The sequence below is a fragment of the Streptomyces zingiberis genome, assembly GCF_012034935.1.
GTDB classification, from domain to species: domain Bacteria; phylum Actinomycetota; class Actinomycetes; order Streptomycetales; family Streptomycetaceae; genus Streptomyces; species Streptomyces zingiberis.
Genome location: NZ_JAATEN010000001.1, coordinates 374,535 through 396,596 on the forward strand (window position 1 = coordinate 374,535; position 22,062 = coordinate 396,596).

The 22,062-nt window shown below is 73.4% G+C and carries 21 protein-coding genes; 11 read left to right on the top strand and 10 right to left on the bottom strand.

The annotated features are described in order from the left end of the window. Positions 1–9 precede the first annotated feature (9 nt). From HCK00_RS01655 to HCK00_RS01665, 3 genes are all read left to right on the top strand, one after another. Entirely contained in the window at positions 10–999 is a 990-nt protein-coding gene (locus HCK00_RS01655) for an NAD(P)H-quinone oxidoreductase (RefSeq protein ID WP_168100017.1), read from the top strand. Positions 1,000–1,656: 657 nt separating this feature from the next. Continuing rightward, the gene (locus HCK00_RS01660) at positions 1,657–2,523 is read left to right on the top strand and encodes a hypothetical protein (RefSeq protein ID WP_168099884.1); all 867 of its coding nucleotides are present in this window, start codon (positions 1,657–1,659) and stop codon (positions 2,521–2,523) included. A 316-nt stretch (positions 2,524–2,839) separates the two neighbouring features. Then, on the top strand, positions 2,840–3,406 hold the full coding sequence (locus tag HCK00_RS01665) for a bacterial proteasome activator family protein (protein WP_168099885.1): 567 nt from the start codon (positions 2,840–2,842) through the stop codon (positions 3,404–3,406). 187 nt (positions 3,407–3,593) lie between these two features. Here the strand turns inward: HCK00_RS01665 and HCK00_RS01670 are convergent, their stop codons facing one another. Further along, on the bottom strand, positions 3,594–5,372 hold the full coding sequence (locus HCK00_RS01670) for a protein kinase domain-containing protein (RefSeq protein ID WP_168099886.1): 1,779 nt from the start codon (positions 5,370–5,372) through the stop codon (positions 3,594–3,596). 361 nt (positions 5,373–5,733) lie between these two features. Between HCK00_RS01670 and HCK00_RS01675 the strand changes: the two genes are divergently transcribed. Next, entirely contained in the window at positions 5,734–7,362 is a 1,629-nt protein-coding gene (locus HCK00_RS01675; protein WP_168099887.1) for a protein kinase domain-containing protein, read from the top strand. Positions 7,363–7,698: 336 nt separating this feature from the next. On the opposite strand, the gene HCK00_RS01680 is transcribed toward HCK00_RS01675, so the two are convergent. Beyond that, positions 7,699–8,742, bottom strand: a complete 1,044-nt coding sequence (locus tag HCK00_RS01680; protein WP_168100018.1) for a phosphotransferase — start codon at positions 8,740–8,742, stop codon at positions 7,699–7,701. A 725-nt stretch (positions 8,743–9,467) separates the two neighbouring features. Between HCK00_RS01680 and pdhA the strand changes: the two genes are divergently transcribed. From pdhA to HCK00_RS01695, 3 genes are all read left to right on the top strand, one after another. Further along, positions 9,468–10,637 (top strand): pyruvate dehydrogenase (acetyl-transferring) E1 component subunit alpha, encoded by a 1,170-nt coding sequence (gene pdhA, locus HCK00_RS01685; RefSeq protein ID WP_168099888.1) that lies wholly within the window; start codon positions 9,468–9,470, stop codon positions 10,635–10,637. Position 10,638: 1 nt separating this feature from the next. After that, positions 10,639–11,628 carry an alpha-ketoacid dehydrogenase subunit beta gene (locus HCK00_RS01690; RefSeq protein ID WP_168099889.1) on the top strand — a complete coding sequence of 330 codons (990 nt, stop codon included), beginning with the start codon at positions 10,639–10,641 and terminating at the stop codon, positions 11,626–11,628. Between the two features lie 69 nt (positions 11,629–11,697). After that, entirely contained in the window at positions 11,698–13,146 is a 1,449-nt protein-coding gene (locus tag HCK00_RS01695; protein WP_168100019.1) for a dihydrolipoamide acetyltransferase family protein, read from the top strand. A 63-nt stretch (positions 13,147–13,209) separates the two neighbouring features. On the opposite strand, the gene HCK00_RS01700 is transcribed toward HCK00_RS01695, so the two are convergent. Genes HCK00_RS01700 through HCK00_RS01715 form a run of 4 tightly spaced genes read right to left on the bottom strand, consistent with a single transcriptional unit; the run spans position 13,210 to position 15,181 of the window. After that, complete coding sequence (locus tag HCK00_RS01700) at positions 13,210–13,395, bottom strand: DUF397 domain-containing protein (RefSeq protein WP_168099890.1); 186 nt, start codon at positions 13,393–13,395, stop codon at positions 13,210–13,212. Continuing rightward, positions 13,392–14,270, bottom strand: coding sequence for a helix-turn-helix domain-containing protein (locus tag HCK00_RS01705; protein WP_168099891.1), 879 nt, complete (start codon positions 14,268–14,270; stop codon positions 13,392–13,394). Before HCK00_RS01705 ends, HCK00_RS01700 begins: the two co-directional genes overlap by 4 nt. Positions 14,271–14,277: 7 nt before the next feature. Further along, entirely contained in the window at positions 14,278–14,802 is a 525-nt protein-coding gene (locus HCK00_RS01710; protein ID WP_168099892.1) for a DUF6879 family protein, read from the bottom strand. Continuing rightward, on the bottom strand, positions 14,762–15,181 hold the full coding sequence (locus HCK00_RS01715; RefSeq protein WP_168099893.1) for a hypothetical protein: 420 nt from the start codon (positions 15,179–15,181) through the stop codon (positions 14,762–14,764). Before HCK00_RS01715 ends, HCK00_RS01710 begins: the two co-directional genes overlap by 41 nt. Positions 15,182–15,433: 252 nt before the next feature. Between HCK00_RS01715 and HCK00_RS01720 the strand changes: the two genes are divergently transcribed. The 3 genes from HCK00_RS01720 (at position 15,434) to HCK00_RS01730 (ending at position 18,037) form a co-directional block, all read left to right on the top strand. After that, positions 15,434–15,889, top strand: coding sequence for an ATP-binding protein (locus HCK00_RS01720; protein ID WP_206319829.1), 456 nt, complete (start codon positions 15,434–15,436; stop codon positions 15,887–15,889). A 157-nt stretch (positions 15,890–16,046) separates the two neighbouring features. Next, on the top strand, positions 16,047–16,718 hold the full coding sequence (locus HCK00_RS01725) for a GntR family transcriptional regulator (protein ID WP_168099895.1): 672 nt from the start codon (positions 16,047–16,049) through the stop codon (positions 16,716–16,718). Continuing rightward, positions 16,715–18,037: an MFS transporter gene (locus HCK00_RS01730; RefSeq protein ID WP_168099896.1), complete on the top strand. Its 1,323-nt coding sequence runs from the start codon at positions 16,715–16,717 to the stop codon at positions 18,035–18,037. Before HCK00_RS01725 ends, HCK00_RS01730 begins: the two co-directional genes overlap by 4 nt. A gap of 165 nt (positions 18,038–18,202) precedes the next feature. Here the strand turns inward: HCK00_RS01730 and HCK00_RS01735 are convergent, their stop codons facing one another. Next, the gene (locus HCK00_RS01735) at positions 18,203–19,030 is read right to left on the bottom strand and encodes a maleylpyruvate isomerase family mycothiol-dependent enzyme (protein WP_168099897.1); all 828 of its coding nucleotides are present in this window, start codon (positions 19,028–19,030) and stop codon (positions 18,203–18,205) included. A gap of 150 nt (positions 19,031–19,180) precedes the next feature. Between HCK00_RS01735 and HCK00_RS01740 the strand changes: the two genes are divergently transcribed. Next, entirely contained in the window at positions 19,181–19,975 is a 795-nt protein-coding gene (locus HCK00_RS01740; RefSeq protein ID WP_168099898.1) for a carbon-nitrogen family hydrolase, read from the top strand. A 369-nt stretch (positions 19,976–20,344) separates the two neighbouring features. On the opposite strand, the gene HCK00_RS01745 is transcribed toward HCK00_RS01740, so the two are convergent. From HCK00_RS01745 to HCK00_RS01755, 3 genes are all read right to left on the bottom strand, one after another. Further along, positions 20,345–21,256: a hypothetical protein gene (locus tag HCK00_RS01745; RefSeq protein WP_168099899.1), complete on the bottom strand. Its 912-nt coding sequence runs from the start codon at positions 21,254–21,256 to the stop codon at positions 20,345–20,347. A 110-nt stretch (positions 21,257–21,366) separates the two neighbouring features. After that, the gene (locus HCK00_RS01750) at positions 21,367–21,768 is read right to left on the bottom strand and encodes a PIN domain-containing protein (protein WP_206319756.1); all 402 of its coding nucleotides are present in this window, start codon (positions 21,766–21,768) and stop codon (positions 21,367–21,369) included. Beyond that, positions 21,765–22,022 (bottom strand): Arc family DNA-binding protein, encoded by a 258-nt coding sequence (locus HCK00_RS01755; RefSeq protein WP_168099900.1) that lies wholly within the window; start codon positions 22,020–22,022, stop codon positions 21,765–21,767. Before HCK00_RS01755 ends, HCK00_RS01750 begins: the two co-directional genes overlap by 4 nt. Positions 22,023–22,062: the final 40 nt, after the last annotated feature.

Genomic DNA, 22,062 nt, shown 5'->3' on the forward strand with positions numbered 1-22,062 from the left:
GGCATGGCTATGCACGCGATCACCATTCCCGAACCCGGCGGACCCGAGGCCCTGGTGTGGACCGAGGTCCCGGACCCCGAACCGGCCGAGGGCGAGGTGCTGGTCGAGGTCGCGGCCGCCGGCGTCAACCGGGCGGACGTCCTGCAACGCCAGGGGTTCTACGACCCGCCCCCCGGCACCTCCCCGTACCCCGGGCTGGAGTGCTCCGGCCGGATCGCCGCGCTGGGACCGGGGGTCTCCGGCTGGGCGGTGGGCGACGAGGTCTGCGCGCTGCTGACCGGCGGCGGGTACGCGGAGAAGGTCGCCGTGCCGGCCGGCCAGCTCCTCCCGCTGCCCCACGGCACGGCGGGGGCGGTGGACGTCCTCACGGCCTCCGCGCTCCCGGAGGTCACCTGCACCGTCTGGTCCAACGTCTTCATGATCGCCCACCTGCGGCCCGGGGACACGCTGCTGGTGCACGGCGGCGGCAGCGGCATCGGGACGATGGCGGTCCAGCTCGCGAAGGCGGCCGGCGCCCGGGTCGCGGTCACCGCGGGCAGCGCGGAGAAGCTGGAGCGCTGCCGCGAACTCGGCGCGGACATCCTGATCAACTACCGCGAGCAGGACTTCGTCGAGGAACTGCGGAAGGCCACGGACGGCGCCGGGGCCGACGTCATCCTGGACATCATCGGCGCCAAGTACCTGGAGCGGAACGTGAAGGCGCTGGCGGTCAACGGCCGGCTGGCGGTCATCGGCCTGCAGGGCGGCGTCAAGGGCGAGCTGAACCTGGGCGCCCTGCTGGCGAAGCGGGCCGCCGTCACGGCCACCTCGCTGCGGGGCCGGCCCGCGGTGGAGAAGGCGTCGATCGTGGCTGCCGTGCGGGAGCACGTGTGGCCGCTGGTGGGGGACGGCCGGGTGCGCCCGGTCGTGGACCGCACGCTGCCGATGAGCGAGGCGGCCCAGGCTCACCGGGCGCTGGAGGACAGCGGCCACGTCGGCAAGATCCTGCTGGTGCCCTGACGGCTACGGCTACGGCTACGGCCTCGGCTGTGGCTGTGGCTGTGGCTGCGGCGGCGACAGCGACAGCGGTCGTGACGGTGGCGGGGCGGGAGCGCGCCGTGTGAGACGCGGCGCGGGCCGCCGGGGTGAGCGCCGGGGGTGAACGCCGGGGCCGCGCGCCGCCGCCGGAACACCGCCGCCGGGCGGGCCGCCCGCCCCGGTACGCCGCCCCGGGCCGACGGCGTCCCGGTCCCCCGGGGTCCGGGCCCGCACGCGCGGCGCCGGCCCGGGGTGGCACCGCCCGGCCCACTCCCTGCCCGGGCGGGCCGACCCGCGACGGACCGGCGCGGGCGCGATCGCCGCCGCCGGCCCGGGGGCGCCTGCGGCGGGGTGCCCATGGCGGCCGGAGCCTGCCCGGGCCGGACGCCGGTGGAGGGCCGACGCATCCGGCACCCCGCCCGGGATGCCGGGAATGCCCAACTGTGTGACGCTGAAGGTGTTCCGGCGTGTCACGGGTGGTCTCCCGGGCGGTGACATCCCCCGCCGGGCGGCGCCCCGCCTGCCGGATCCGGCACGGCGCACGCGGCGCCGGCCCGGCGTGACGTGGCTCCGCGCGGCGAGGTCCGGCGTGGTGGTGTGCCGGGCGTTCCACCACTCCGTCCGGGAAGGGGGCCGAGGGTGGCTCCGGTCCTTCGTCCACGGCTTCTCGGGCTCCTGCTGGTGGCCGCGGTGCTCACCCCGGTCCTCGGCGTCCTGCTGCGTGAAGGCGCCGCGCCACGCGAGCCGTTCACCGGCGACCGCGCGCCGCGGGCGGTGTCCGCGCCGGGACTCACGGCTGTCCGGTACGACGAGCCGTCGGCCGGGCGGCGGGCCGCGGAGGGCCGCGCCCGCCCGGGACGGCCGCCCGGGTACGGCGCCGGCCCTCCAGGCCACAGCGCCCGCGGCCAGGACGTCCGCGGCCAGGACGCCCACGAGCACGCCGCCCACGGCTCCGGCGCCCGTGAGGACCACGTCCACGGCGAGCGGGGGTACGGCGAGCCGAACCGCGGCGAGGAGGTGGGCGCGCGGGCGGCCCGGCCCGGTGGCCCGGCCGGGACCCCGGGAGCCGGTGCCCCCCTCGCCGACGTCCTCGCACCGCAGCCGCCGGGCGGGCGGGCCCACACCTCCGGCGCATCCCGCGAAGGGCCCTCCGCGGCGGAAGCCTCCCGGAGGGACCGCGAAGCGGACCCCCTCCGGCGCGGCGCGGCCCCGGCGACACCGGCCGCCTCTGCCGCGGGCCCCGGGGATTCCGGCACGGGAGCGGACCGGGAGAGCGGCGCAGCCGGAGCCGCAGCCGGAGCCGGAGACGGAGCCGAGGACGGAGCCGAGGACGAAGGCGAGGTCACGACGGCGGGACGGCCGGCCCAGGGGAATGCCGGCGCCCCGGCCGCCGCGACCGCCCGCACCGGCGGCAGGCCGGGCTCGCGGGTGCTGGAACTCGGGACCGGCCTCCTGTGCATGGGGCTGGGCCTCGGCTTCTTCGGCCTGCGGTTGCGCCGGGGCTGACCGGCGCCCGTACGGGGCCGCCCGTCGGCTTCCGCAGCGCCCGTCGGTCTTTCTCAGCCTCCGCAGCGTCCTCAGCGCCTGCGGTGCCTGCGGTGCCTGTGGTGCCTGTGGAGCGAGCCCGTCTCCGTGCGCCTGAAGCGAGGCCGCCCGTCCCCGTCCGAAGCCGCCCGTCCCCGTCCGAACCCGCCCGTTCCCGGGACTGCCCCGGCCCGTCCCCGCCCCGGGCCCGGCGGCCGGCCTGCCCCGCAGCCGTGTGAGGACCGTCTCGCCGGTCCCTCCCGACCGGCCCGCCGCGCTGTGCGCGAGAATGGGCGGTATGGAGAACCCGAGGAACGAACGGTCGCAGGAGAGCTCGCACGTCCTGGTCGTGGGGCCGGACGGAATGGCCCTCGGAAACGCCGATTCCGCCGGTGGGGAGGGGGGCGAGTCCCGCGAGACGCCGCTGACGGAGATGGTCGAGCAGCCCGCCAAGGTCATGCGCATCGGCAGCATGATCAAGCAGTTGCTGGAGGAGGTCCGCGCGGCCCCTCTCGACGAGGCGAGCCGGGTGCGCCTGAAGGAGATCCACGCCGGATCGGTCAAGGAACTGGAGGACGGGCTCGCGCCGGAGCTGGTCGAGGAGCTGGAGCGGCTGTCGCTGCCCTTCACCGACGACGTCGTGCCCACCGAGGCCGAGCTGCGCATCGCGCAGGCCCAGCTGGTCGGCTGGCTGGAGGGGCTCTTCCACGGCATCCAGACCGCGCTCTTCGCCCAGCAGATGGCGGCCCGGGCCCAGCTGGAGCAGATGCGCCGCGCCCTGCCGCCGGGGACGCACCTCCCCGAGCAGGGCGACGAGGAGGGCAGCGGCCTCCGTGGCGGCGCCCGCTCGGGCCCGTACCTGTAGGGACCCCCGGTTTCCGCGACGGGGCCGCGGCGGGGGCACGCCCCGGGCCGCGGCCCCGAAGCGGCGCCACAACCGTCCCGCGGCCGGTCGGCGCCGGTCCCCCGGCGGCCGGCCCCGTGACCCGTGTCCCCGTCACCGGCCGCCGTGTGCCCGGGGCCTCACGCGACGGGCGAGGCCCCGCCGCCGCTCACTCGGGGTTGCCGGTGGCCACGGTCAGGGTGATCTTGTCCTTCTTCGGGTCGAACGCCTCGCCCTGGCGCGGGATCTGCTCCAGCACCGAGTTCTTGCCCCAGATGGAGGAGTCCTCGTACTCCAGCTCGTTGTACTTCCAGCCCGCCGCGTTCATGCACTCCTTCACCGACGCGATGTGGCGGGTCTGGAAGTCCGGCATGCGCACCGAATTCTTGTCCTCGTAGTGCTCGTAGGCGTCGGTGCACTTCTCCTTCTGGATGGTGCGGCTCTTGTCCTCGGGGATCTCCTCGGAGGCCTTCTCGGTCTCCCCGTCGTCCGCGCCACCGGAGTCGTCGGAGCCGCCGTCGCCGGAGTCCCGGGAGCCCTCGGACCCGGGCGTCCCGTCCGGGGAGCCCGAGGAGGCGTCCTCGCCGCCCGTGCCCGCCTCCTGGCTGCTCCCCGTCCCGACCGAGGGGGTGCGGGTTCCCTCGTCGTCGGCGAGGATCCAGCTGGTGAGGAGGAGGCCGCCCACGCCCAGCGCCACGGCCGACACGATGGCGACCACCAGCGGCGCGTTGCTCCGCCGGGGGGCGGGGCCGGGACCGCCGGGCGGGTTGAGGTTGTACGCCGCGGCCCCGCCCGGCGGGCCGTACGGGGCGTGCCCCGGGTAGCCCGGCCGGGCCAGGGGGTAGGTGCTGGGCGGCGGCGGTGTGGACGGGCCGAAGCCGCCGGGGCCGTGCTGCGGCCCGTACGGGGGAGGGGAGCCGGGCAGGCCCTGCGCGCCGTGTGGTGCCGCGGCCGGATTCTGCTGGTCCAGCGGCGGGAAGACCGCCGCGGCCACGCCCGCGCCGCTGGCGCCGGTGCCCGTGCCCGGGACGATCGCCGGGGCCGCGCCCGTCTGCCCGCTGCGGGCCGCGCGCTCGCACTCCTGCCGCATGGCCTCGGCGGACGGGAAGCGCTCGTTCGGGTTCTTCTTCAGCGCCCGCGCGACCAGCGCGTCCACCACGGGCGGGACGGAGCGGTTGATGTCCGAGGGCGCGGGCGGCTCCTCCTGGACGTGCGCGTAGGCGATCGCCAGCGGGGAGTCGGCGTCGAAGGGCAGCCGGCCGGTCAGCAGCTCGAAGAGGAGGATGCCGACGGAGTAGAGGTCGGAGCGGGCGTCGACGCCGCGCCCCAGCGCCTGCTCCGGCGAGAGGTACTGCGGGGTGCCGACGACCATGCCGGTCTGTGTCATGGACGTCACACCGGACTGGACGGCCCGCGCGATGCCGAAGTCCATGACCTTCACCACATCGCGCCGGTTCATCATGACGTTGCCCGGCTTGATGTCCCGGTGGACCAGCCCCATCTCGTGGCTGACCTCCAGCGCCGCGAGAACGTCGCCGGCGATCCGCAGCGCCCGGTCGGCGGGCATGGCGCCGTGCCGGGCCACGTCCTCGTCGAGCACGGCGCGCAGCGGCCGGCCGTCCACGTACTCCATGACGATGTACGGCATCCCGCCACCGCCCTCGTCCGCCGGGAGCGGGTCCTCACCGGTGTCGAAGACGGAGACGATGTTGGTGTGCGAGAGCTTGGCGACGGCCTGTGCCTCGCGGCGGAAACGTTCGCGGAACGCCTCCTCGCGGCCCAGCTCGGAGTGGAGGACCTTGATCGCGACCTGCCGGTCCAGCACGGTGTCGTGGGCCAGGTACACGGAGGCCATGCCGCCCGCGCCGAGCTGATTCCGGAGCTGGTACCGCCCGCCCGCAACCGAGCGTCCCTGGAACCGGTTCCGGTCGCCGTCGCCGCCGCTCATGTGACTGACTCCCCCTCGGCGGACGGCCGTCCGGACTGGGACCGGCCCGCTGGTCGAACTATCCTGACTACCCTGATTATCGGCCAAGTCTGCCGTAGGGCCGAGAGACGTCAAGCCATGTGCCCGTTCCGTGACCGGATGGGCGGGAAGCGTCACGGCGTCCTCACGAGAAGCCTCCGTCCGGCCGTCCCGGCAGGCGGGACGGCCCGTCCACCGCGGAACCGGCCGCCCCGCGAAGGCTGTAGCGTGCCTTCGGAAGACTTTCGGGTCCCCGGGCCGTGGCGCCGGTGGCGCGGCCGGGTGAACCCCCACCGCGCACAGCGGGACCAGATGACTGACGGCGAGGACTGGGCGAGGACTGATGTCACAGACGCACGGCGCCGGGGGCCCGTCCGCATCCGATCCGGCGCGCGGTGACCGAGTGACCGGACCCTCCGCCGACTCCCCCGAGTTCTGGGGCGACGGCGGGCTGGTCGGGGACGGCCGTTACCGGCTGACGCACCGGCTCGGCCGCGGCGGCATGGCGGAGGTCTTCGCCGCGGAGGATGTGCGGCTGGGCCGGACGGTGGCGGTGAAGCTGCTCCGCTCCGACCTGGCCGAGGACCCGGTCTCCAAGGCCCGCTTCACGCGCGAGGCCCAGTCGGTGGCGGGGCTCAACCACCACGCGGTGGTCGCCGTCTACGACTCCGGCGAGGACGTGGTCGGCGGCAGCACCGTGCCGTACATCGTCATGGAGCTGGTCGAGGGATCGACCATCCGCGACCTGCTGGGCGCCGACGCGCCGCCGCCGGACCAGGCCCTGATCATCGTCTCCGGGGTGCTGGAGGCGCTGGCCTACAGCCACCACCACGGCATCGTGCACCGGGACATCAAGCCCGCCAACGTGATCATCACCAACGGCGGCGCGGTCAAGGTCATGGACTTCGGCATCGCCCGCGCCCTGCACGGCGCGCAGTCCACGATGACGCAGACCGGCATGGTCATGGGCACCCCGCAGTACCTCTCGCCCGAGCAGGCACTCGGCAAGACCGTCGACACCCGCTCCGACCTCTACGCCACCGGCTGTCTGCTCTACGAACTCCTCGCCCACCGGCCGCCGTTCACCGGCGAGAGCCCGCTGTCGGTGGTCTACCAGCATGTCCAGGACATGCCCGTGCCGCCCTCCCAGGTCTCGCCCTCGGCGCCGCCGGAGCTGGACGGGCTCGTGATGCGCTCGCTGGCGAAGGACCCGGACGACCGCTTCCAGACCGCCGAGGAGATGCGCGGCCTGGCCCAGTACGCGCTCCAGATGCTCGCCGAGCGTGGCTCCCACACGGGCGGTGTCTGGGACACCGGCCCCGTGGACGCCGCCGCCGGGACCGCCCCCACGGCGGCCATGGGCGGCACGGCGATGATGCCCGCCGGCGGTGGCGACACCTCGCAGATCCCCGCGCCGCTGCTCGGCGCCCCGCGCCGGGACGACGGCGGCTTCGACGGATACCGGCGCGACGGCGGCCGGGACGGGCGCGGCGGCGGTGGCGGCGGCCGCGGCACGATGATGGTGCTGGCCGCGCTGGCCGCCATCGCCGTGGTCGTGGGTGTCGTCTACGCGCTCGGCAACGGGGATGACGGCGGGGATCAGAAGAGCCCCCGGCCCTCCCCGACGGCCTCGAAGGACGCCGGGGAGAAGGGGTCCCCCTCCCCGGAGGAGGACACTTCCGAGGACCCCGGGACGGCACCGGAGCCCGGCGGCGAGAACGACGGCTGGAACCGCCCGGAGCAGCCGGGCAACCAGGACACCCCGCCGCGCACCGACCCGACCTCCCAGCCGCCCCCGTCCAGCGACCCGCCCACCCAGCCGACCAGTGCGCCCCCGCCCTCCCAGACCACGGGGGGCGACAACGGCGGCGGTGAGCCGGATCCGGGTGGCGAGGACCCTCCTGGTGACGCGGGCGGCGGCAACGGAGGGACGCCGGGCGGCGCCAGCGGCGGCGAGGAGAACGAGGGCTGACGTCCTTCCGCCGGTTTGGGGCCCGAGCTTCGGGCCCCGGCCCCGGCCTCTCCGGCGAACCGCGCGTGCGGCCTCCGTCCCCCGGGAAACCGGCGGGAACGGGGGCCGTTCCGCGTGCGGCGCCGGTCTGGTGCCGGGGGGACGGCCTTCCCGTGCGGGCGCGGGGCGCGGCGGGCTCCGGCGCTCCGCCCGCGTGCGGCCACCCCGGGCCGCCCGTTCCCGTCCCCGCCCCCGGCGCGGGCTTCCCCGCACCGCCCCGCCCGGCCCGTCCGGTGTTCCGCCCCGAGGCCCGCGCCGGGTGCCCGCCGCCGGGGGAACCGCCCCGGCTCGCGGCCCTCACACCGTGAAGGCGTCCAGGACGGCCTCGTAGTGCTCGGTCCACCACACGGCCAGTGCGGCGGCGGCGGGAAAGAGGTGGTCGGCGCGGAGATCGCGCAGCTCGTACCGCCAGCGCAACATCCAGAAGTCGTTCAGCCGTTCCCACCACACCCGGTGCACGGCCGCGGCCAGCTCCGCCGGCTCGGCGCCGCGGGCCCGCCGGTAGCCGCGCGCGTACGCCCGTACCCGGCCCAGGGCGAGCGTCCCGCCGGGGCGGACGAAGAAGATGGCGGCGGCCCGTACGGTCTCCTCGGCGCGCGGCTGGACGCTGAGCCGGTCCCAGTCGACGACGGCGGCCGGTTCCGTACCCCGGTAGATCACGTTCAGCGGGTGGAAGTCGCCGTGCACCCAGCCGGCCGGGGGCTCGGCGCCCGGGGGCGGGCGGCGGTGGGCGTGGGCCAGGAGGAGGGCGCGCCGTTCGGTGAGCCGGTGTTCGGCGAGCGCGTCGAAGGCGTCGCGGTGCGGGCGCCGGCCGGCGCGGGCCAGCAACTCGTCGATCAGCGCATAGGTGTCCGCGGGGTTCGCGCTGGCCAGGCCGGGCGGACTGGTGGGGGAGACGGGGCCGCGTGGCACCGGTATCCCGCGCCGCCGCCTCCCCCGGGCCCCGGCCGCCGGGCCGGAGGGCGCCGGCATGACGCCTTCCAGCGCGGTGTGCAGCGCGCCCAGCAGTTCGCCGAGGCGGGCGCTCTCGGCGCGGGTGAGTTCGGTCCCGTGGCGGTGGCCGCCGTCGATCCAGGGATGGACGGCGAAGCAGCGGCCGCCGGTGACGGCGAGCGTGGCGCCGCCGCGGTCCGGCAGCGGCGGGACGACGGGGAGGCCCAGTGCGGCCAGCCGGGCGGTGGCGCGGTGACGGCGGACGAGGGCGGGCCGGTCCGGGTCGAGGTGGTGCTTGAGGAAGTAGCGGCCGCGGGTGGTGGTCAGGGCGTACCCCCGGTTGAGCAGCCCCTGGGCGACGCGTTCGCAGGAGACCGCCTCGCCGAGCCCGTAACGGCGCAGGAGCACGGGGAGGGCCTCGGGGAGGACGGCGCCCGCGCCGGCCCGGAAACGGCCGTCCGGGCCGTCCGCGACGGGGCCGGTGACAGGGCCGGTGACGGTGGGGGCAACGGATGAGCGCGGCACCCTTCAAATGTTAGATCACCCTGTGTGCCCGGTCCGGAACAGGATCCCGGCAGGGGCGGCGGTGCGGGAGCGCCGGTCCCGCGGCGCACCGGCCGTCGCTCACCGGTGGCGTGCCGGGGCGCCGATCGGCCGGCGATCCGCCATCCGTAACGCAGGCCGGCCCCCGCCGGCCCATCGCCAGGTCACCGGCAGCCCGCCGGTGTCCGCCCGCGGCCCCCGGCCGGCCCGCCGGAAGATCGCCGGCGGATCGCCGGGCAGGACCCTCCCCCGGAGGGGTTTCCGTCGCCAACCCTTCCCGTGCTCTCACCCCGCGGGTTAACGTGCGCTTGTCCGGCCTGCCGTACCGCCGTGACCAGTGCTGTTCCGGCTCCCATCCGATTTACTTGGAAATCAAAGCAAAATCCCAGGTCAAGGGGGTTTCGCAGGGATGCTCCGCACTGGGTAACGTGCGGTGTGCGGCCCTTCGGCCGGGCGCCTGTCACACCCGGCCCCCGAGCCGCGCACCCACCCCGTGTGCCGTTTCGGATCGGGTGAGCCCCCTCTGCCTCCGGCAGGGGATCTAGTGGGCCACCGGCGACCCCGGGGGCCGGACAGACGAGGAGCACACCGTGACCGTGGAGAGCACCGCGGGGCGCAGGCCACGCCGCGCCCCGGCGAAGCGCACCGGCGCCAGGAAGCCGAAGCAGCCGGTCCAGCCGGCCGCCCCGGACCAGCCGGAGCTCGTGCAGCTGCTGACCCCCGAGGGCAAGCGGGTGGAGCACCCCGAGTACTCCGTCGACCTCACCCCCGACGAGCTGCGCGGCCTGTACCGGGACATGGTGCTGACCCGGCGTTTCGACGCCGAGGCCACCTCGCTTCAGCGCCAGGGTGAACTGGGTCTGTGGGCCTCGCTGCTGGGTCAGGAGGCCGCGCAGATCGGCTCCGGCCGGGCGCTGCGGGACGACGACTACGTCTTCCCCACCTACCGGGAGCACGGTGTCGCCTGGTGCCGCGGTGTGGACCCGACCAATCTGCTCGGGATGTTCCGCGGTGTGAACAACGGCGGCTGGGACCCCAACAGCAACAACTTCCACCTCTACACCATCGTCATCGGCTCGCAGGCGCTGCACGCCACGGGCTACGCGATGGGCGTGGCCAAGGACGGCGCGGACTCCGCCGTCATCGCCTACTTCGGTGACGGCGCCAGCAGCCAGGGCGACGTGGCGGAGGCGTTCACCTTCTCCGCCGTCTACAACGCGCCGGTGGTCTTCTTCTGCCAGAACAACCAGTGGGCGATCTCCGAGCCCACCGAGAAGCAGACCCGCGTCCCGCTCTACCGGCGCGCCGCCGGCTACGGCTTCCCCGGCGTCCGGGTGGACGGCAACGACGTCCTGGCCTGCCTGGCGGTCACCCGCGCCGCGCTGGAGCGCGCCCGCTCCGGTCAGGGACCCACGCTCGTCGAGGCGTTCACGTACCGCATGGGCGCCCACACCACCTCCGACGACCCGACCCGTTACCGCCGGGACGCCGAGCGCGAGGAGTGGGAGGCCAAGGACCCGATCCAGCGGCTGCGGGCCCACCTGGAGGCGGAGTCCGTCATCGACGCGGACTTCCTCGCCGCCCTGGAGGAGGAGAGCGAGACGCTCGGCCGCCGGGTGCGGGAGTCGATCCGCCTGATGCCCGACCCGCCGCCCACCGCCATCTTCGAGAACATCTACGCGGACGGCCACGCCCTGGTCGACGAGGAGCGCGCGCAGTTCGCCGCCTACCAGGCGTCCTTCGCCGAGGAGGGTCACTGAGATGGCGGCCGAGAAGGTCATGAGACTCCCCCTCGCCAAGGCGATCAACGAGTCGCTCCGCAAGGCCATGGAGGACGACGCCAAGGTCCTGATCATGGGTGAGGACGTCGGCAAGCTCGGCGGCGTCTTCCGCGTCACCGACGGGTTGCAGAAGGACTTCGGCGAGGACCGGGTCGTCGACACCCCGCTCGCCGAGTCCGGCATCGTCGGCACGGCCATCGGCATGGCGCTGCGCGGCTACCGCCCCGTCGTGGAGATCCAGTTCGACGGGTTCGTCTTCCCCGCGTACGACCAGATCGTCACGCAGCTCGCCAAGATGCACGCCCGTGCCCTGGGCAAGATCAAGCTGCCGGTCGTCATCCGCATCCCCTACGGCGGCGGCATCGGCGCGGTGGAGCACCACAGCGAGTCGCCGGAGGCGCTGTTCGCGCATGTCGCGGGCCTCAAATGCGTCTCCCCGTCGAACGCTGCGGACGCCTACTGGATGATGCAGCAGGCCATCCGGAGCGACGACCCGGTCATCTTCTTCGAGCCCAAGCGGCGCTACTGGGACAAGGGCGAGGTCGACACCGCCGCCACGCCCCGCCCGCTCCACGAGGCCGTCACCGTCCGGGAGGGCACCGACCTCACCCTGGCGGCCTACGGGCCCATGGTGAAGCTCTGCCTGGAGGCCGCGGCCGCCGCCGCGGAGGAGGGCACCTCGCTGGAGGTGCTGGACCTGCGGTCGATGTCCCCCATCGACTTCGACGCGGTCCAGCGCTCCGTGGAGCGGACCCGCCGGCTGGTCGTGGTGCACGAGGCGCCCGTCTTCCTGGGCACCGGATCGGAGATCGCCGCGCGGATCACCGAGCGCTGCTTCTACCATCTGGAGGCCCCGGTGCTCCGGGTCGGCGGCTACCACGCGCCGTACCCGCCCGCCAGGCTGGAGGACGAGTACCTGCCGGGCCTGGACCGGGTCCTGGACGCCGTCGACCGCGCTCTGGCGTACTGAAGGGACGGGAACGTGACGACGACAGCCTCCCAGCATTCCCAGGCCGACCAGCGGTTCCGCGAGTTCCGGATGCCCGATGTGGGCGAGGGGCTCACCGAGGCCGAGATCCTGAGCTGGCATGTGAAGCCCGGGGACACCGTGACCGACGGCCAGACCGTCTGCGAGGTCGAGACGGCCAAGGCGGCGGTGGAACTCCCCATCCCCTTCGACGGTGTGGTCAGCGAGCTGCACTACGAGGCGGGGGCGACGGTCGACGTCGGCTCCGTCTTCATCACCGTCGACACCCGGCCCGGCGACCCCGCGCCGGAGGGCCCCGCGGGGCCGGCGTCCGCCGGAGCTGCCGAACCTGCCGCACCTGCCGGCGCAACCGAACCGGCCGCCACAGCCGAACCGGAGGAGCCGCAGAAGCGGCAGCCGGTCCTGGTCGGTTACGGCGTCTCCCCCGGCTCCACCAAGCGCAGACCGCGGAAGCAGCGGCCGGGCGCGGAGAGCAACGGCGGGCCGGTGGCGCCCCCGGCGCCGCCCGCCGCCCCGCCGCGTGCCGCCGCGATACCGCCCGTGCCCGCCGCCCGCCCGGCGGCCGACCGGCCACTGGCCAAGCCCCCGGTCCGCAAGCTGGCCAAGACCCTGGGCGTGGACCTGGCGGCGGTGGTCCCCACCGGCCCGGACGGCGTGGTGACGCGGGACGACGTCCACGCGGCGCACACGCACGCCCAGGCCGCCGCGGCCCCCGCCCCGCAGGCCCCGGCGGAGGCCCTCCAGGGCCCGCAGGGTTCCCGGGCCGCGGCGGTCACCGCGCTCCCGGTCTCCGGCACCGGCCGCGAGACCCGGGTGCCGATCAAGGGCGTCCGGAAGGCCACCGCCCAGGCGGTGACCGGCAGCGCCTTCACCGCGCCGCACGTCACGGAGTTCGTCACCGTCGACGTGACCCGGACGATGAAGCTGGTGCGGGAGCTCAAGGAGGACCCGGAGATGGCCGGGCTGCGGGTCAACCCGCTGCTCCTGGTCGCCAAGGCGCTGCTGGTGGCGATCAAGCGGAACCCGGAGGTCAACGCGGCCTGGGACGAGGCGAACCAGGAGATCGTCCACAAGCCGTACGTCAACCTGGGCATCGCCGCGGCCACCCCGCGCGGCCTGATCGTGCCGAACATCAAGGACGCGCACGACAAGACGCTGCCGAAGCTCGCGGAGGCGCTGGGCGAGCTGGTGGCCACCGCCCGGGAGGGGAAGACCTCCCCGGCGGCGATGCAGGGCGGCACCGTCACCATCACCAACGTCGGCGTCTTCGGCGTCGACACCGGCACGCCGATCCTCAACCCCGGCGAGTCCGCGATCCTCGCCTTCGGCGCGGTGAAGCTCCGGCCCTGGGTGCACAAGGGCAAGGTCAAGCCGCGGCAGGTCACCACGCTCGGCCTCTCCTTCGACCACCGCCTGGTCGACGGCGAGCTGGGCTCCAAGGTGCTCGCGGACATCGCGGCGATCCTGGAACACCCCAAGCGACTGATCACCTGGGGCTGACCCGCTCCACCACTGGCCGGTACCAGGCTGAACGGCCTGGTACCGGCCAGTGGTGTTTCCGCGCTATATGGCCTCTCGCCTGCTGTACCCGACAAATTCGGACCACGATTCCGGAGAGAAATCCAGAATGCCCCTGCCTCGGTCCTTTGTGTCTCGAACCCGAACCTGGTCCGGGTAATTATCGGAAAATTCGACGCAGTTCTCCGTCCCGCTGTAGGAACTTGTGCGCCAGTTTGCATCGTTTTTCATTCTTCGCCTTCAGTTGATCCGGGTTGTGCGATGTGGCGGTCAAAATGATTTCGTGCCGTAAGTATGAGGGTCCTTGCGGCTTCTCCGTAAACTGCTGATCGTTGGAGCAGTGAGAATGCTTTGGTGTACAGTTCGATCTCGCTCGGCTGCGTGACGGAGAGTTCTGCGGAGAATGTCTCCACAAGGACGAGCCTGTCATCGAACGTCGAGAAGGAGTGCCCCAGCCAGATCGCTGTGCGGGCCGTACGGGGAATGATCCCCAGACTGACTCGGGGAAGGCTCATGAGCGCCATGAGCCGGTCAAGTTGATCTCTCATGATCTCGGGACCCCCGACGGTCGCATGAAGAGCCTGCTCCCCCAGGAGCACGTTGTAGATGCGTTTCCCCTCGTACAGGTACCTCTGCCGCTCAAGCCGTTTGGCTACCGCGGCCTCGGTGTCGTCGGGGACTTCGTGGAAGGCGACGACCTGTTGGAAAATCTCGGCCGCGTATTCTGCTGTCTGGAAGGTCCCCCAAATCATGTTGGGATTCCAGATGCGGAAAACGCGGGTCCTGTCGTACACGGGCAGGGACTTTTTCTGCCGAGACTCGGCCCCGGTCTGGAGCTGTCGCCGCCACTCCAGCCAGAGTTCGTCGATGTGGCGGATGGTGGCGATGAGGTCTGGGAGGTGGGCTTGCCGGCCGGTGGCCTCGCACCAGGCCCGGATGTCGTTCTCGCTCGCGCTCTGTTTTCCGTTCTCCAGTCGTGAGACCTTCGATTCCTGCCAATTCAGCGCGTGCGCGAGCGCCCGCCCGCTGGAGAATCCTGCGTCCTTCCGGAATCCGCGCAGTCGGGCACCCAGTGCCTCGCGGGCTTCCTGTGCTTGCTTGCTCATGGTTGGATCAGGTCTGGTACTCGCGGTGTGGGACGGCGAGGCGCCATAGCGAGTCGCGAAGTACGGCCGCTTCGGCGGTCACTTGGCGGTCATCGAGGATCTCGTGCCCCACGACGCGGCCGGCGTCGTCGGTGTGCCCCACGGCAAGGAGACGATCGTCGATCAGCCACCAGTCCTTCCCGTCGAACGGGAAGGTGAGGTCGCCCGGGACGAAGTGCCTGGGCAGCCAGCGGATCTCTTCCCCGGCCGCAATGTTCTGCGCCGTGATGCCGTGCTCCCACCGGATGTAGGGCGTGTGAGGGTGGGTGACGACGCGGACGCGGCGGACGGCCTTCCCCTGACCGGTCAAGCGCTTCACCATGTCCGTCCACGGCTCCATGAACGTGTGGTCCACAGGCTCGTCCCGTAGCCAGCTCTTGAAGGGGCTGCCCTCATCGGGCACCGAGTAGTCGTCACGCAGCTCAAGATGGAACGCGTCGTGCGCGCATGCCTCAATCAGCTGGTTGCGTTCGGGGCCGGAGATCAGCTCCACGCGGTTCCTCCAGTAGGGCGGTGATCGCGGCCCTGGGGACCTCGACCACGGTCTCGTAGTCCGGAATCTCCATCTGGGCCAGGGCTTCGGCGTCGGTCAACTCCAGCCCTTGGACCACGTAGGTGCCTGCCGGGGTCAGGATCATGAGGGGGTCTTCCAGCCGCCTGAACTCCCCTGCGGGAAGGCCGTCCTTCTCCAGGTGCTCGAACAGTTCGGTCGGGACCTCCACAACGGTCTGCCCCTCGGGCACATCGAGTCGCATGAGCAGGTCGTTCGCGAAGACCTTCCAGCCCTGGACGAGGTACGTGTCCCGGTTCGTCGCGTACAGGGCCGGGCAGTCGCACACATTGGAGTTCTTGCCAAGGAACCGTAGCTTCATGGCGTTTCTCCTGTCTGCTGCCTTGCGTTGGTTTGCGCGGCATGGTCATCGTCTGCGGCCTGTTCAAGCTGGTCAACGCTTCTTCCGCAAACTGGCGCAATCTTCTTGGGGTTCAGTCTCCGGCCCCTCTACGTTCGTCTTGCTTCCGCACGGCGCCGCCGGGTTTGTCCGGTGGTGCCGGAGGAGAGCGCCCGGTCCTGCCCCTCGTCAGGGCTGGGTGGTCCACCACCTCGGAGGGATGGCCCCGTGACCATGACCACGCCCCGTGCCCACGCAACCGGCGTCCCCGGCTACAGCGAAACCTGGCCGAGTGAGCCGGAGACCGCCGGTCGTGCCCGGAAGCTGGTCAAGACGGTGCTGCATACGTGGAACATCGATGGTGAGGTCGTGGACGACGCAGTCCTCATCACCTCCGAGCTCGTGACCAACTCGATCGTGCACAGCAAGTGCAGGCTTCTGCGTTTGAGCGTGACGCGACCCAGGCGGGACCTGGTGCAGATCTCCGTCACGGATAAATCGAGGACGGAGCCGGAACATCGCGACGCAGGTCCCGAAGAGGAGAGCGGGCGCGGCCTCATGCTCGTCCGGGCCTTGGCCGGCAACTTGGGTGTGGAGCTGCGCAGCTTCGGCAAGACCGTCACCGCCGAGCTGGAGGTCCCCTGCCGAAGGGCAAGTTCAACCGTCGTCGGCCCTACCGGTGGTAAATGAACATCCGATTCGTCTGGCCTGGTTCCGTCGTCCTCGACGGATTGTGTGGCCGGGCTTGAGCGCCTGATCCGGGGACCGGGCCCGCCCCCTGTACCGCCGGCGGTCCGTATCGCGGACCGTGCCGGAGGCCGGGCGCTGTTGTATCTATGCTGTACGCATGCCCTCCGATCCCGCGCACGCCGGTGTGCCCGGCCGCCGTCCGCCCGCGGCCGACCGCGTCTACGACCACGTCAAACAGGCCGTTCTCGACCGCCGCTACGAGGGCGGGACGCTGCTCACCGAGGGGCAGCTCGCCGAGGACGTCGGCGTCTCGCGCACCCCCGTCCGGGAGGCGCTGCTGCGGCTGGAGGCCGAGGGGCTGCTGCGGCTGTACCCGAAGAAGGGCGCGCTGGTGCTTCCCGTGTCCGCGCAGGAGATCCGCGACGTCGTCGAGACCCGGCTGCTGGTCGAGGAGTACGCCGTCCGCCGGGTGCACCCCGTGACCCCGCAGCTGGTCACCCGGCTGGAGGAGCTGCTGGAGGAGCAGCGCCGCCACGCCGCCGCGGGGGACCTTCCCGCCTTCTCCGTCAGCGACCGCTGCTTCCACGCCGAGATCGTGCGCGCCGCGGGCAACCGCATCCTGGAACGCCTCTACGACCAGTTGCGCGACCGCCAACTGCGGATGGGCGTCGCCGTGATGCACGCCCACCCGGACCGCATCGCCAAGAACCTCACCGAGCACACCGCGATCCTCGCCGCCCTGACCTCCGGCGACCCGGGCGCCGCCGCCGAGGTCGTGCGCCGCCACATCGACCGGGTGCGCCTGCTGACCGGGGGAGGTTCCCGGTGAACGGTGCCACTGCCACGGGGGAACGGCAGTTCGCCGAGCCCCCGGGCGGCTCCCGCGCGGTGTTCGTCTGGGGTGCCGGCGTGCTGGTCTACTTCGTCGCCGTCTCCTACCGCACCAGCCTCGGCGTGGCCGGGCTGGACGCGGCCGACCGCTTCCAGGTGACCGCCTCCGCGCTCTCCACCTTCACCATCCTCCAGCTCCTGGTCTACGCGGGGATGCAGATACCGGTGGGGCTGCTGGTGGACCGGCTGGGCACCAAGCGGGTGCTGATCATGGGCATCGCGCTCTTCACCACCGGCCAGTTCGGCTTCGGCCTCGCCGACTCCTACCCGCTGGCCCTCGCCTCCCGCGCGCTGCTCGGCTGCGGTGACGCCATGACCTTCATCAGCGTCCTGCGGCTCGGCTCCCGCTGGTTCCCCGCCCGCCGGGGCCCGATGATCGCGCAGGTTGCGGCGCTGATCGGGATGTCCGGCAACCTCGTCTCCACGCTGGCGCTCACCCGGCTGCTGGACCGCTTCGGCTGGACCCCGGCGTTCGCGGGCAGCGCCGCCGCCGGGCTGGTCGTGCTCGTGCTGGTGCTCGCCCTGCTCAAGGACGGCCCCGGGAGCGACGGCGCCCCCGCCCGCCGGGACCGCTCCGCCGGGGCCGGCCGCTTCGGCGTCGGCCGGCAGATCGCCGACGCCTGGCGCGAACCCGGCACCCGCCTCGGGATGTGGACGCACTTCACCACCCAGTTCCCCGGCATGGTCTTCCTGCTGCTGTGGGGGATTCCGTTCCTGGTCGAGTCGGAGGGCGTCACCCCGGCCCGCGCCGGTGAGCTGCTGACCCTGCTGGTGCTCGCCAACATGGCCACCGGCCTGGTCTACGGCCAGCTGATCGCCCGCCGCCACGGCGCGCGCACGGTCCTGGCGCTGGGCACGATCGGCGCCACCGCCGCCGCCTGGGCCGCCGTCCTCGCCTGGCCGGGCCCGGCGCCGTCCTGGCTGCTCGTCACCTTCTGCCTGGTGCTCGGGCTCTGCGGCCCGGCGTCGATGATCGGCTTCGACTACGCCCGCCCGGCCAACCCGCCGGAGCGGCTCGGCACCGCCTCCGGCATCGTCAACATGGGTGGTTTCACCGCCTCGATGACGACGCTGCTGGCGATCGGGGTGCTGCTCGACGCCACCGGCGACAACTACCGGATCGCCTTCGCCTCCGTCTTCGTGCTCCAGGCGCTCGGCGTCGGCCAGATGCTGCGGCTGCGCGGCCGGGCGGTGCGGCGCGAACGTGAACGGGTCGTCGCCGCCACCCGGGTGGAGTCCGTCCGCGTCCCGGCCTGACCCCCGGCCCTGGGCCGCGCACGGGCGCGGGCCCGCACACGGTCCAGGGCCACGGGGGCACCGGGACTCCGCCGTCCGGCGGCTACGGGATCGTGACGGTCACGGCGGTCACGGCAGCCACGGCGGTCAGGGCAGCCACAGCAGGCATGGCAGTCGTCACGGCGGTCACGGCGTCACGGCGAAGCCGCGCAGGATCGCGTCCGCGAGCGCCTGGTCGCCCTCCACCTTCACCCGGTCCTCCACCGCCGCCGGCCGGACCCGTCCGCAGGCCAGCAGCACATACGTCTCCCAGTCCAGGACGAAGGTCACCGCCGGGCCCAGCGACGGGCTGCCGCTCACCGTGCCGCGCCCGTCGGCGTCCACCCGCACCGTGCGCATGAACTCCACCGGCCCGTGCACGTCCACCACCACGGCCGTGTGCGGCGGCGCGCCCGCGCCTTCCGTCACCACCCCGGGGAGCGCCTCGATCAGCACGTCCCGCGCGACCATCGCCCCCGGCGAGTCCAGGTTGCCGGGGGAGCGCAGCGCCCGCCGCAGGTCCTGCTCGTGCACCCACACGTCGAACGCGCGCAGCCGCAGGCACTCCTCCAGCGACACCTCCGCGCCGCCCAGCGGACCGCGCACCCGGGCGTCCGGCTGCCGCGTCTCGTTCCGCAGCTGCCGGGAGCGGCGGATGAGCGTGTACTCCAGCTCGGAGGTCATCTCCGGGGCCGTGTGGCAGCGCCGCACGTCGACCTGGACCTCCATGTAGCGGGTCAGCTCGTTCCGGACGTGGTAGAGGTCGCGCGGCAGGGAGTGGATCGGCCGAGGGTCGCCCAGCATCTCGCACTCCAGGCCGATCACGTGGGAGACGACATCCCGCACGGACCAGCCGGGGCAGGCCGTGGCACGGTTCCACTCACCCTCGACGAGCGGCGTCACCAGCTCGGATATCGCCTCGATCGCATGCGACCAGGCGTCGATGTAGGTCTGAAGGCTTGGGTGGACGGTCACGTGACCCCTCGGCGGTTTTCGTACGCGGGCTGGGAGCTTGAGCCACCGGCTCACGCAGTTAAGTTACGCTGCGCTTGGGCACACCGGCAGTGCTTTCGTAGGACGATCGTAGGCCCCGGACGCGGGCCGTAGCCCCGGAGTGGTGGTACCGTGCGCGCCTCCCTGTTGCAGATCTCCGTCAATCCCGGCGAAACGGTGGAAGAGCGCCGCGAGCGCGTCGCCGCCCTGGTCCGCGAGCAGTCCGCCGCCGACCTCGTCGTCCTCCCCGAACTCTGGCCCACCGGCGCCTTCGCCTACGACCTCTTCGAGGAGTACGCGGAGCCGCGGAACGGCCCCACCTTCACCGCCCTCTCCGCGGCGGCCGCCGGCGCCTCCGTCTGGCTGCACGGGGGCTCCGTGGTCGAACGCCTCCCCGACGGCACCCTCTACAACACCTCGCTGGTGATCGGCCCGGACGGCGAACTCCGCGCCGCCTACCGCAAGATCCACCGCTTCGGCTTCGACCGGGGCGAGGCCGCCATGATGGGCGGCGGCGAGGCCGTCGTCACCGTCCGCCTCCCGGAGACCACCGCCGGCCTGGCCACCTGCTACGACCTGCGCTTCCCCGAGCAGTTCCGGCAGCTCACCGACGCCGGCGCCGAGGTGTTCGTCCTCCCCGCCGGCTGGCCCGCCCGCCGCCGCGAACACTGGACGCTGCTCTCCCGCGCCCGCGCCGTCGAGAACCAGGCGTACGTCCTCGCCTGCTGCACCGCCGGCACCCACGGCGGCGTCGAACAGGCGGGCCACAGCCAGATCGTGGACCCGTGGGGCGAGGTGCTCGCCGAGGCCGGCGAGGGCGAGGAGATCATCACCGCCGACCTCGACCTGGCCCGCGTCGCCAAGACCCGCGCCGACTTCCCCGTCCTCCGCGACCGGGTCCTCGGCGTCCCGGGCCGCGTCGGCTGAACTCCCCTCCCGGGCGGACCGGCAACTCGACATCACGCCCCGATCACCCGTTACGGGTGACCAACTGCCGTCGTACTGCCGGCGCATGACGGCCCGGCGTACCTTCGGAGCATGGCTACCGAGCATCTGGGCGACCGCCTCGGCCGGTTACGGCGTCTCGCCGGCCTGGATGCGCCACCACGCCTTGGCGGTGGCCGTCGTCCGCGACCTGTGGAACGGCTCCGCCCGGCCACCGGGCCTCCGCAACCTCGCGGAGTTCATGGGTGTCATTGATCAGCGCGGAAAATTGAGCGTGGATGATGCGAACACACTTGTGGGAACGGTGTTTTCGGGCTGGGTGAACCTCTTCCGAACGGTGGGCCAGGGCCTCTACCCGGTCCCTCTCCCCGCCTCGCCCGCGTCCGTGTCCAGCAGTTCCCGGGCCGCCGCCACGAACGCCGCGCGGGACTCCGCCAGCTGGTCCACGGCGCTCGCGTGTTCGGCGCCGAGCCGGAGCGCCCCGTCCCACGTCGGGTCGGTGAGCAGCGCCCGCTTCTGCCGCGCCGTGAACAGTCCGCAGGCGTCCAGGGCCGCCGCCGCCCGGTCGTGCGCGGCGTCGAAGGCCGCCCGGTCGGCGCGGCCCGCGTCGTGGTGGAAGGCCGCCTCGCGGAGCTGGGTCAGTGCCCGGTGCGCGGCGAGGGCGAGCGCCGGGGGCGAGGCGGGGTCCGCCCGCTCGGCCGGGGCCCCGTCGGTCGCCTCGCCCAGCAGCCGCAGGGCGGCGGCCCGGGGCGCCAGGCGCCGCGCGTGGTCCCCGGCGGTGAGGCAGTGCCGCTGCGCGGTGAGCGCCAGGCCGGCGATCCGGCCCGGCCCCTCCAGCTCCACCACGGCGTGCGCGGCCTTCACCGCGCGGGCGGCCTCGCCCGGCGCGTCCGGGCCGCCCCCGGCCGCGGCACCCGGCCCGCCGTCCCCCGAGGCCGGCCCCGCGCCCGTCCCGGCTCCGTCGTCGAGCAGTTCCGGACGGGACACCAGCTCCTCGAACCGGTCGAGCGCGGTGACGAACCCGGCGTAGGCGTCCCGCCGCCGCTCCCGCCGCCACTGCTCGTGAACGGCGCGCTGGGCGGCGTGCGCCTGGTCGAGGGCGGCCCGGTAGGTGGTGTCGGCCTGCGCCAGCGCCGCGTCGGCCTGGGCCAGCGCGCCCCGCAACTGCGCCCGCGCGGCGGCGAAGGTGCCGATCGCACCGATCGCGACCCCCACCAGGGTGCACACCGCCCCGACGACCGTGGCCGTGCTGTCAGGTTCCATGGCCGACCATCATGGCGGACCCGCCCGTCGTCCGCGGTGGCAGGTGCCGACCCCGATCGCCTTGGTCAGCAGGCCGTATGCGGGTGACGCGGACGGACGGACGTGGCGGGTCAGGCGCCGAGGCCCAGGACGCGGACCGTCCGGTCCTTCCAGCGCTCGGGCTCGGTGGTGGCGACGACCGCGCCGTCGGGGCGTTCGGGCGTGGGCCGCGCCGCGTGCTCGGTGTGCGGGATCGCCCAGCCCTCGTCGTGCGCGACGGCGAGGGAGGCCGGGAGGTCCAGTTCCAGCACGGTGAGCCCGGGCAGTGCCGCCAGGTGCTCGGCCGTGCCGGGCCGGGTGCGGTCGGCTTCCACCAGCGCGCACGCCGGGGCGTAGAGGAACCAGCCCGCCTCGGTGTGCGCCCGGTGAATCAAGCGGGAGACGAGGACGTTGCCCTGCCCGGCGGCGACCATGGCCGTGTCGTCCAGCACGATGTGCAGCGGGCGGGGGAACTCGGTGTGCGGACCACTCATCGAACGGACGCCTCGCCCAGCCGCCGGTCCAACTCCGCGTCCAGCGAGTGTTTCTCGCTGTCGGAGGGGTCGTAACCGTTCCACTCCCGCAGGGCGGTGCGCGCCTTCTCCGCCCGCTCGGCGCGCTCGGCCGGTGTCAGTATCGACTCGGCGAGCCGGGCGAGATAGCCGCGCAGGGACAGCCCTTCGGCGGCGGCGACCTCGGCGAGCCGGTCACGTGCCTCGGCGGGGATACGGACATTGGCGTCGGCCACGGTGGGACTCCCTCCACTCACCCGCCCAGCATACGGGTAC

Bases quoted from the DNA above. Each gene is read 5' to 3' on its own strand.
- HCK00_RS01655 (WP_168100017.1), top strand. From the start codon at position 10: ATGCACGCGATCACCATTCCCGAACCCGGCGGACCCGAGGCCCTGGTG.
- HCK00_RS01665 (WP_168099885.1), top strand. From the start codon at position 2,840: ATGGAGAACCCGAGGAACGAACGGTCGCAGGAGAGCTCGCACGTCCTG.
- HCK00_RS01670 (WP_168099886.1), bottom strand. From the start codon at position 5,372: ATGAGCGGCGGCGACGGCGACCGGAACCGGTTCCAGGGACGCTCGGTT.
- HCK00_RS01675 (WP_168099887.1), top strand. From the start codon at position 5,734: ATGTCACAGACGCACGGCGCCGGGGGCCCGTCCGCATCCGATCCGGCG.
- HCK00_RS01690 (WP_168099889.1), top strand. From the start codon at position 10,639: ATGGCGGCCGAGAAGGTCATGAGACTCCCCCTCGCCAAGGCGATCAAC.
- HCK00_RS01695 (WP_168100019.1), top strand. From the start codon at position 11,698: ATGCCCGATGTGGGCGAGGGGCTCACCGAGGCCGAGATCCTGAGCTGG.
- HCK00_RS01700 (WP_168099890.1), bottom strand. From the start codon at position 13,395: ATGAAAAACGATGCAAACTGGCGCACAAGTTCCTACAGCGGGACGGAG.
- HCK00_RS01705 (WP_168099891.1), bottom strand. From the start codon at position 14,270: ATGAGCAAGCAAGCACAGGAAGCCCGCGAGGCACTGGGTGCCCGACTG.
- HCK00_RS01715 (WP_168099893.1), bottom strand. From the start codon at position 15,181: ATGAAGCTACGGTTCCTTGGCAAGAACTCCAATGTGTGCGACTGCCCG.
- HCK00_RS01720 (WP_206319829.1), top strand. From the start codon at position 15,434: ATGACCACGCCCCGTGCCCACGCAACCGGCGTCCCCGGCTACAGCGAA.
- HCK00_RS01725 (WP_168099895.1), top strand. From the start codon at position 16,047: ATGCCCTCCGATCCCGCGCACGCCGGTGTGCCCGGCCGCCGTCCGCCC.
- HCK00_RS01745 (WP_168099899.1), bottom strand. From the start codon at position 21,256: ATGGAACCTGACAGCACGGCCACGGTCGTCGGGGCGGTGTGCACCCTG.
- HCK00_RS01750 (WP_206319756.1), bottom strand. From the start codon at position 21,768: ATGAGTGGTCCGCACACCGAGTTCCCCCGCCCGCTGCACATCGTGCTG.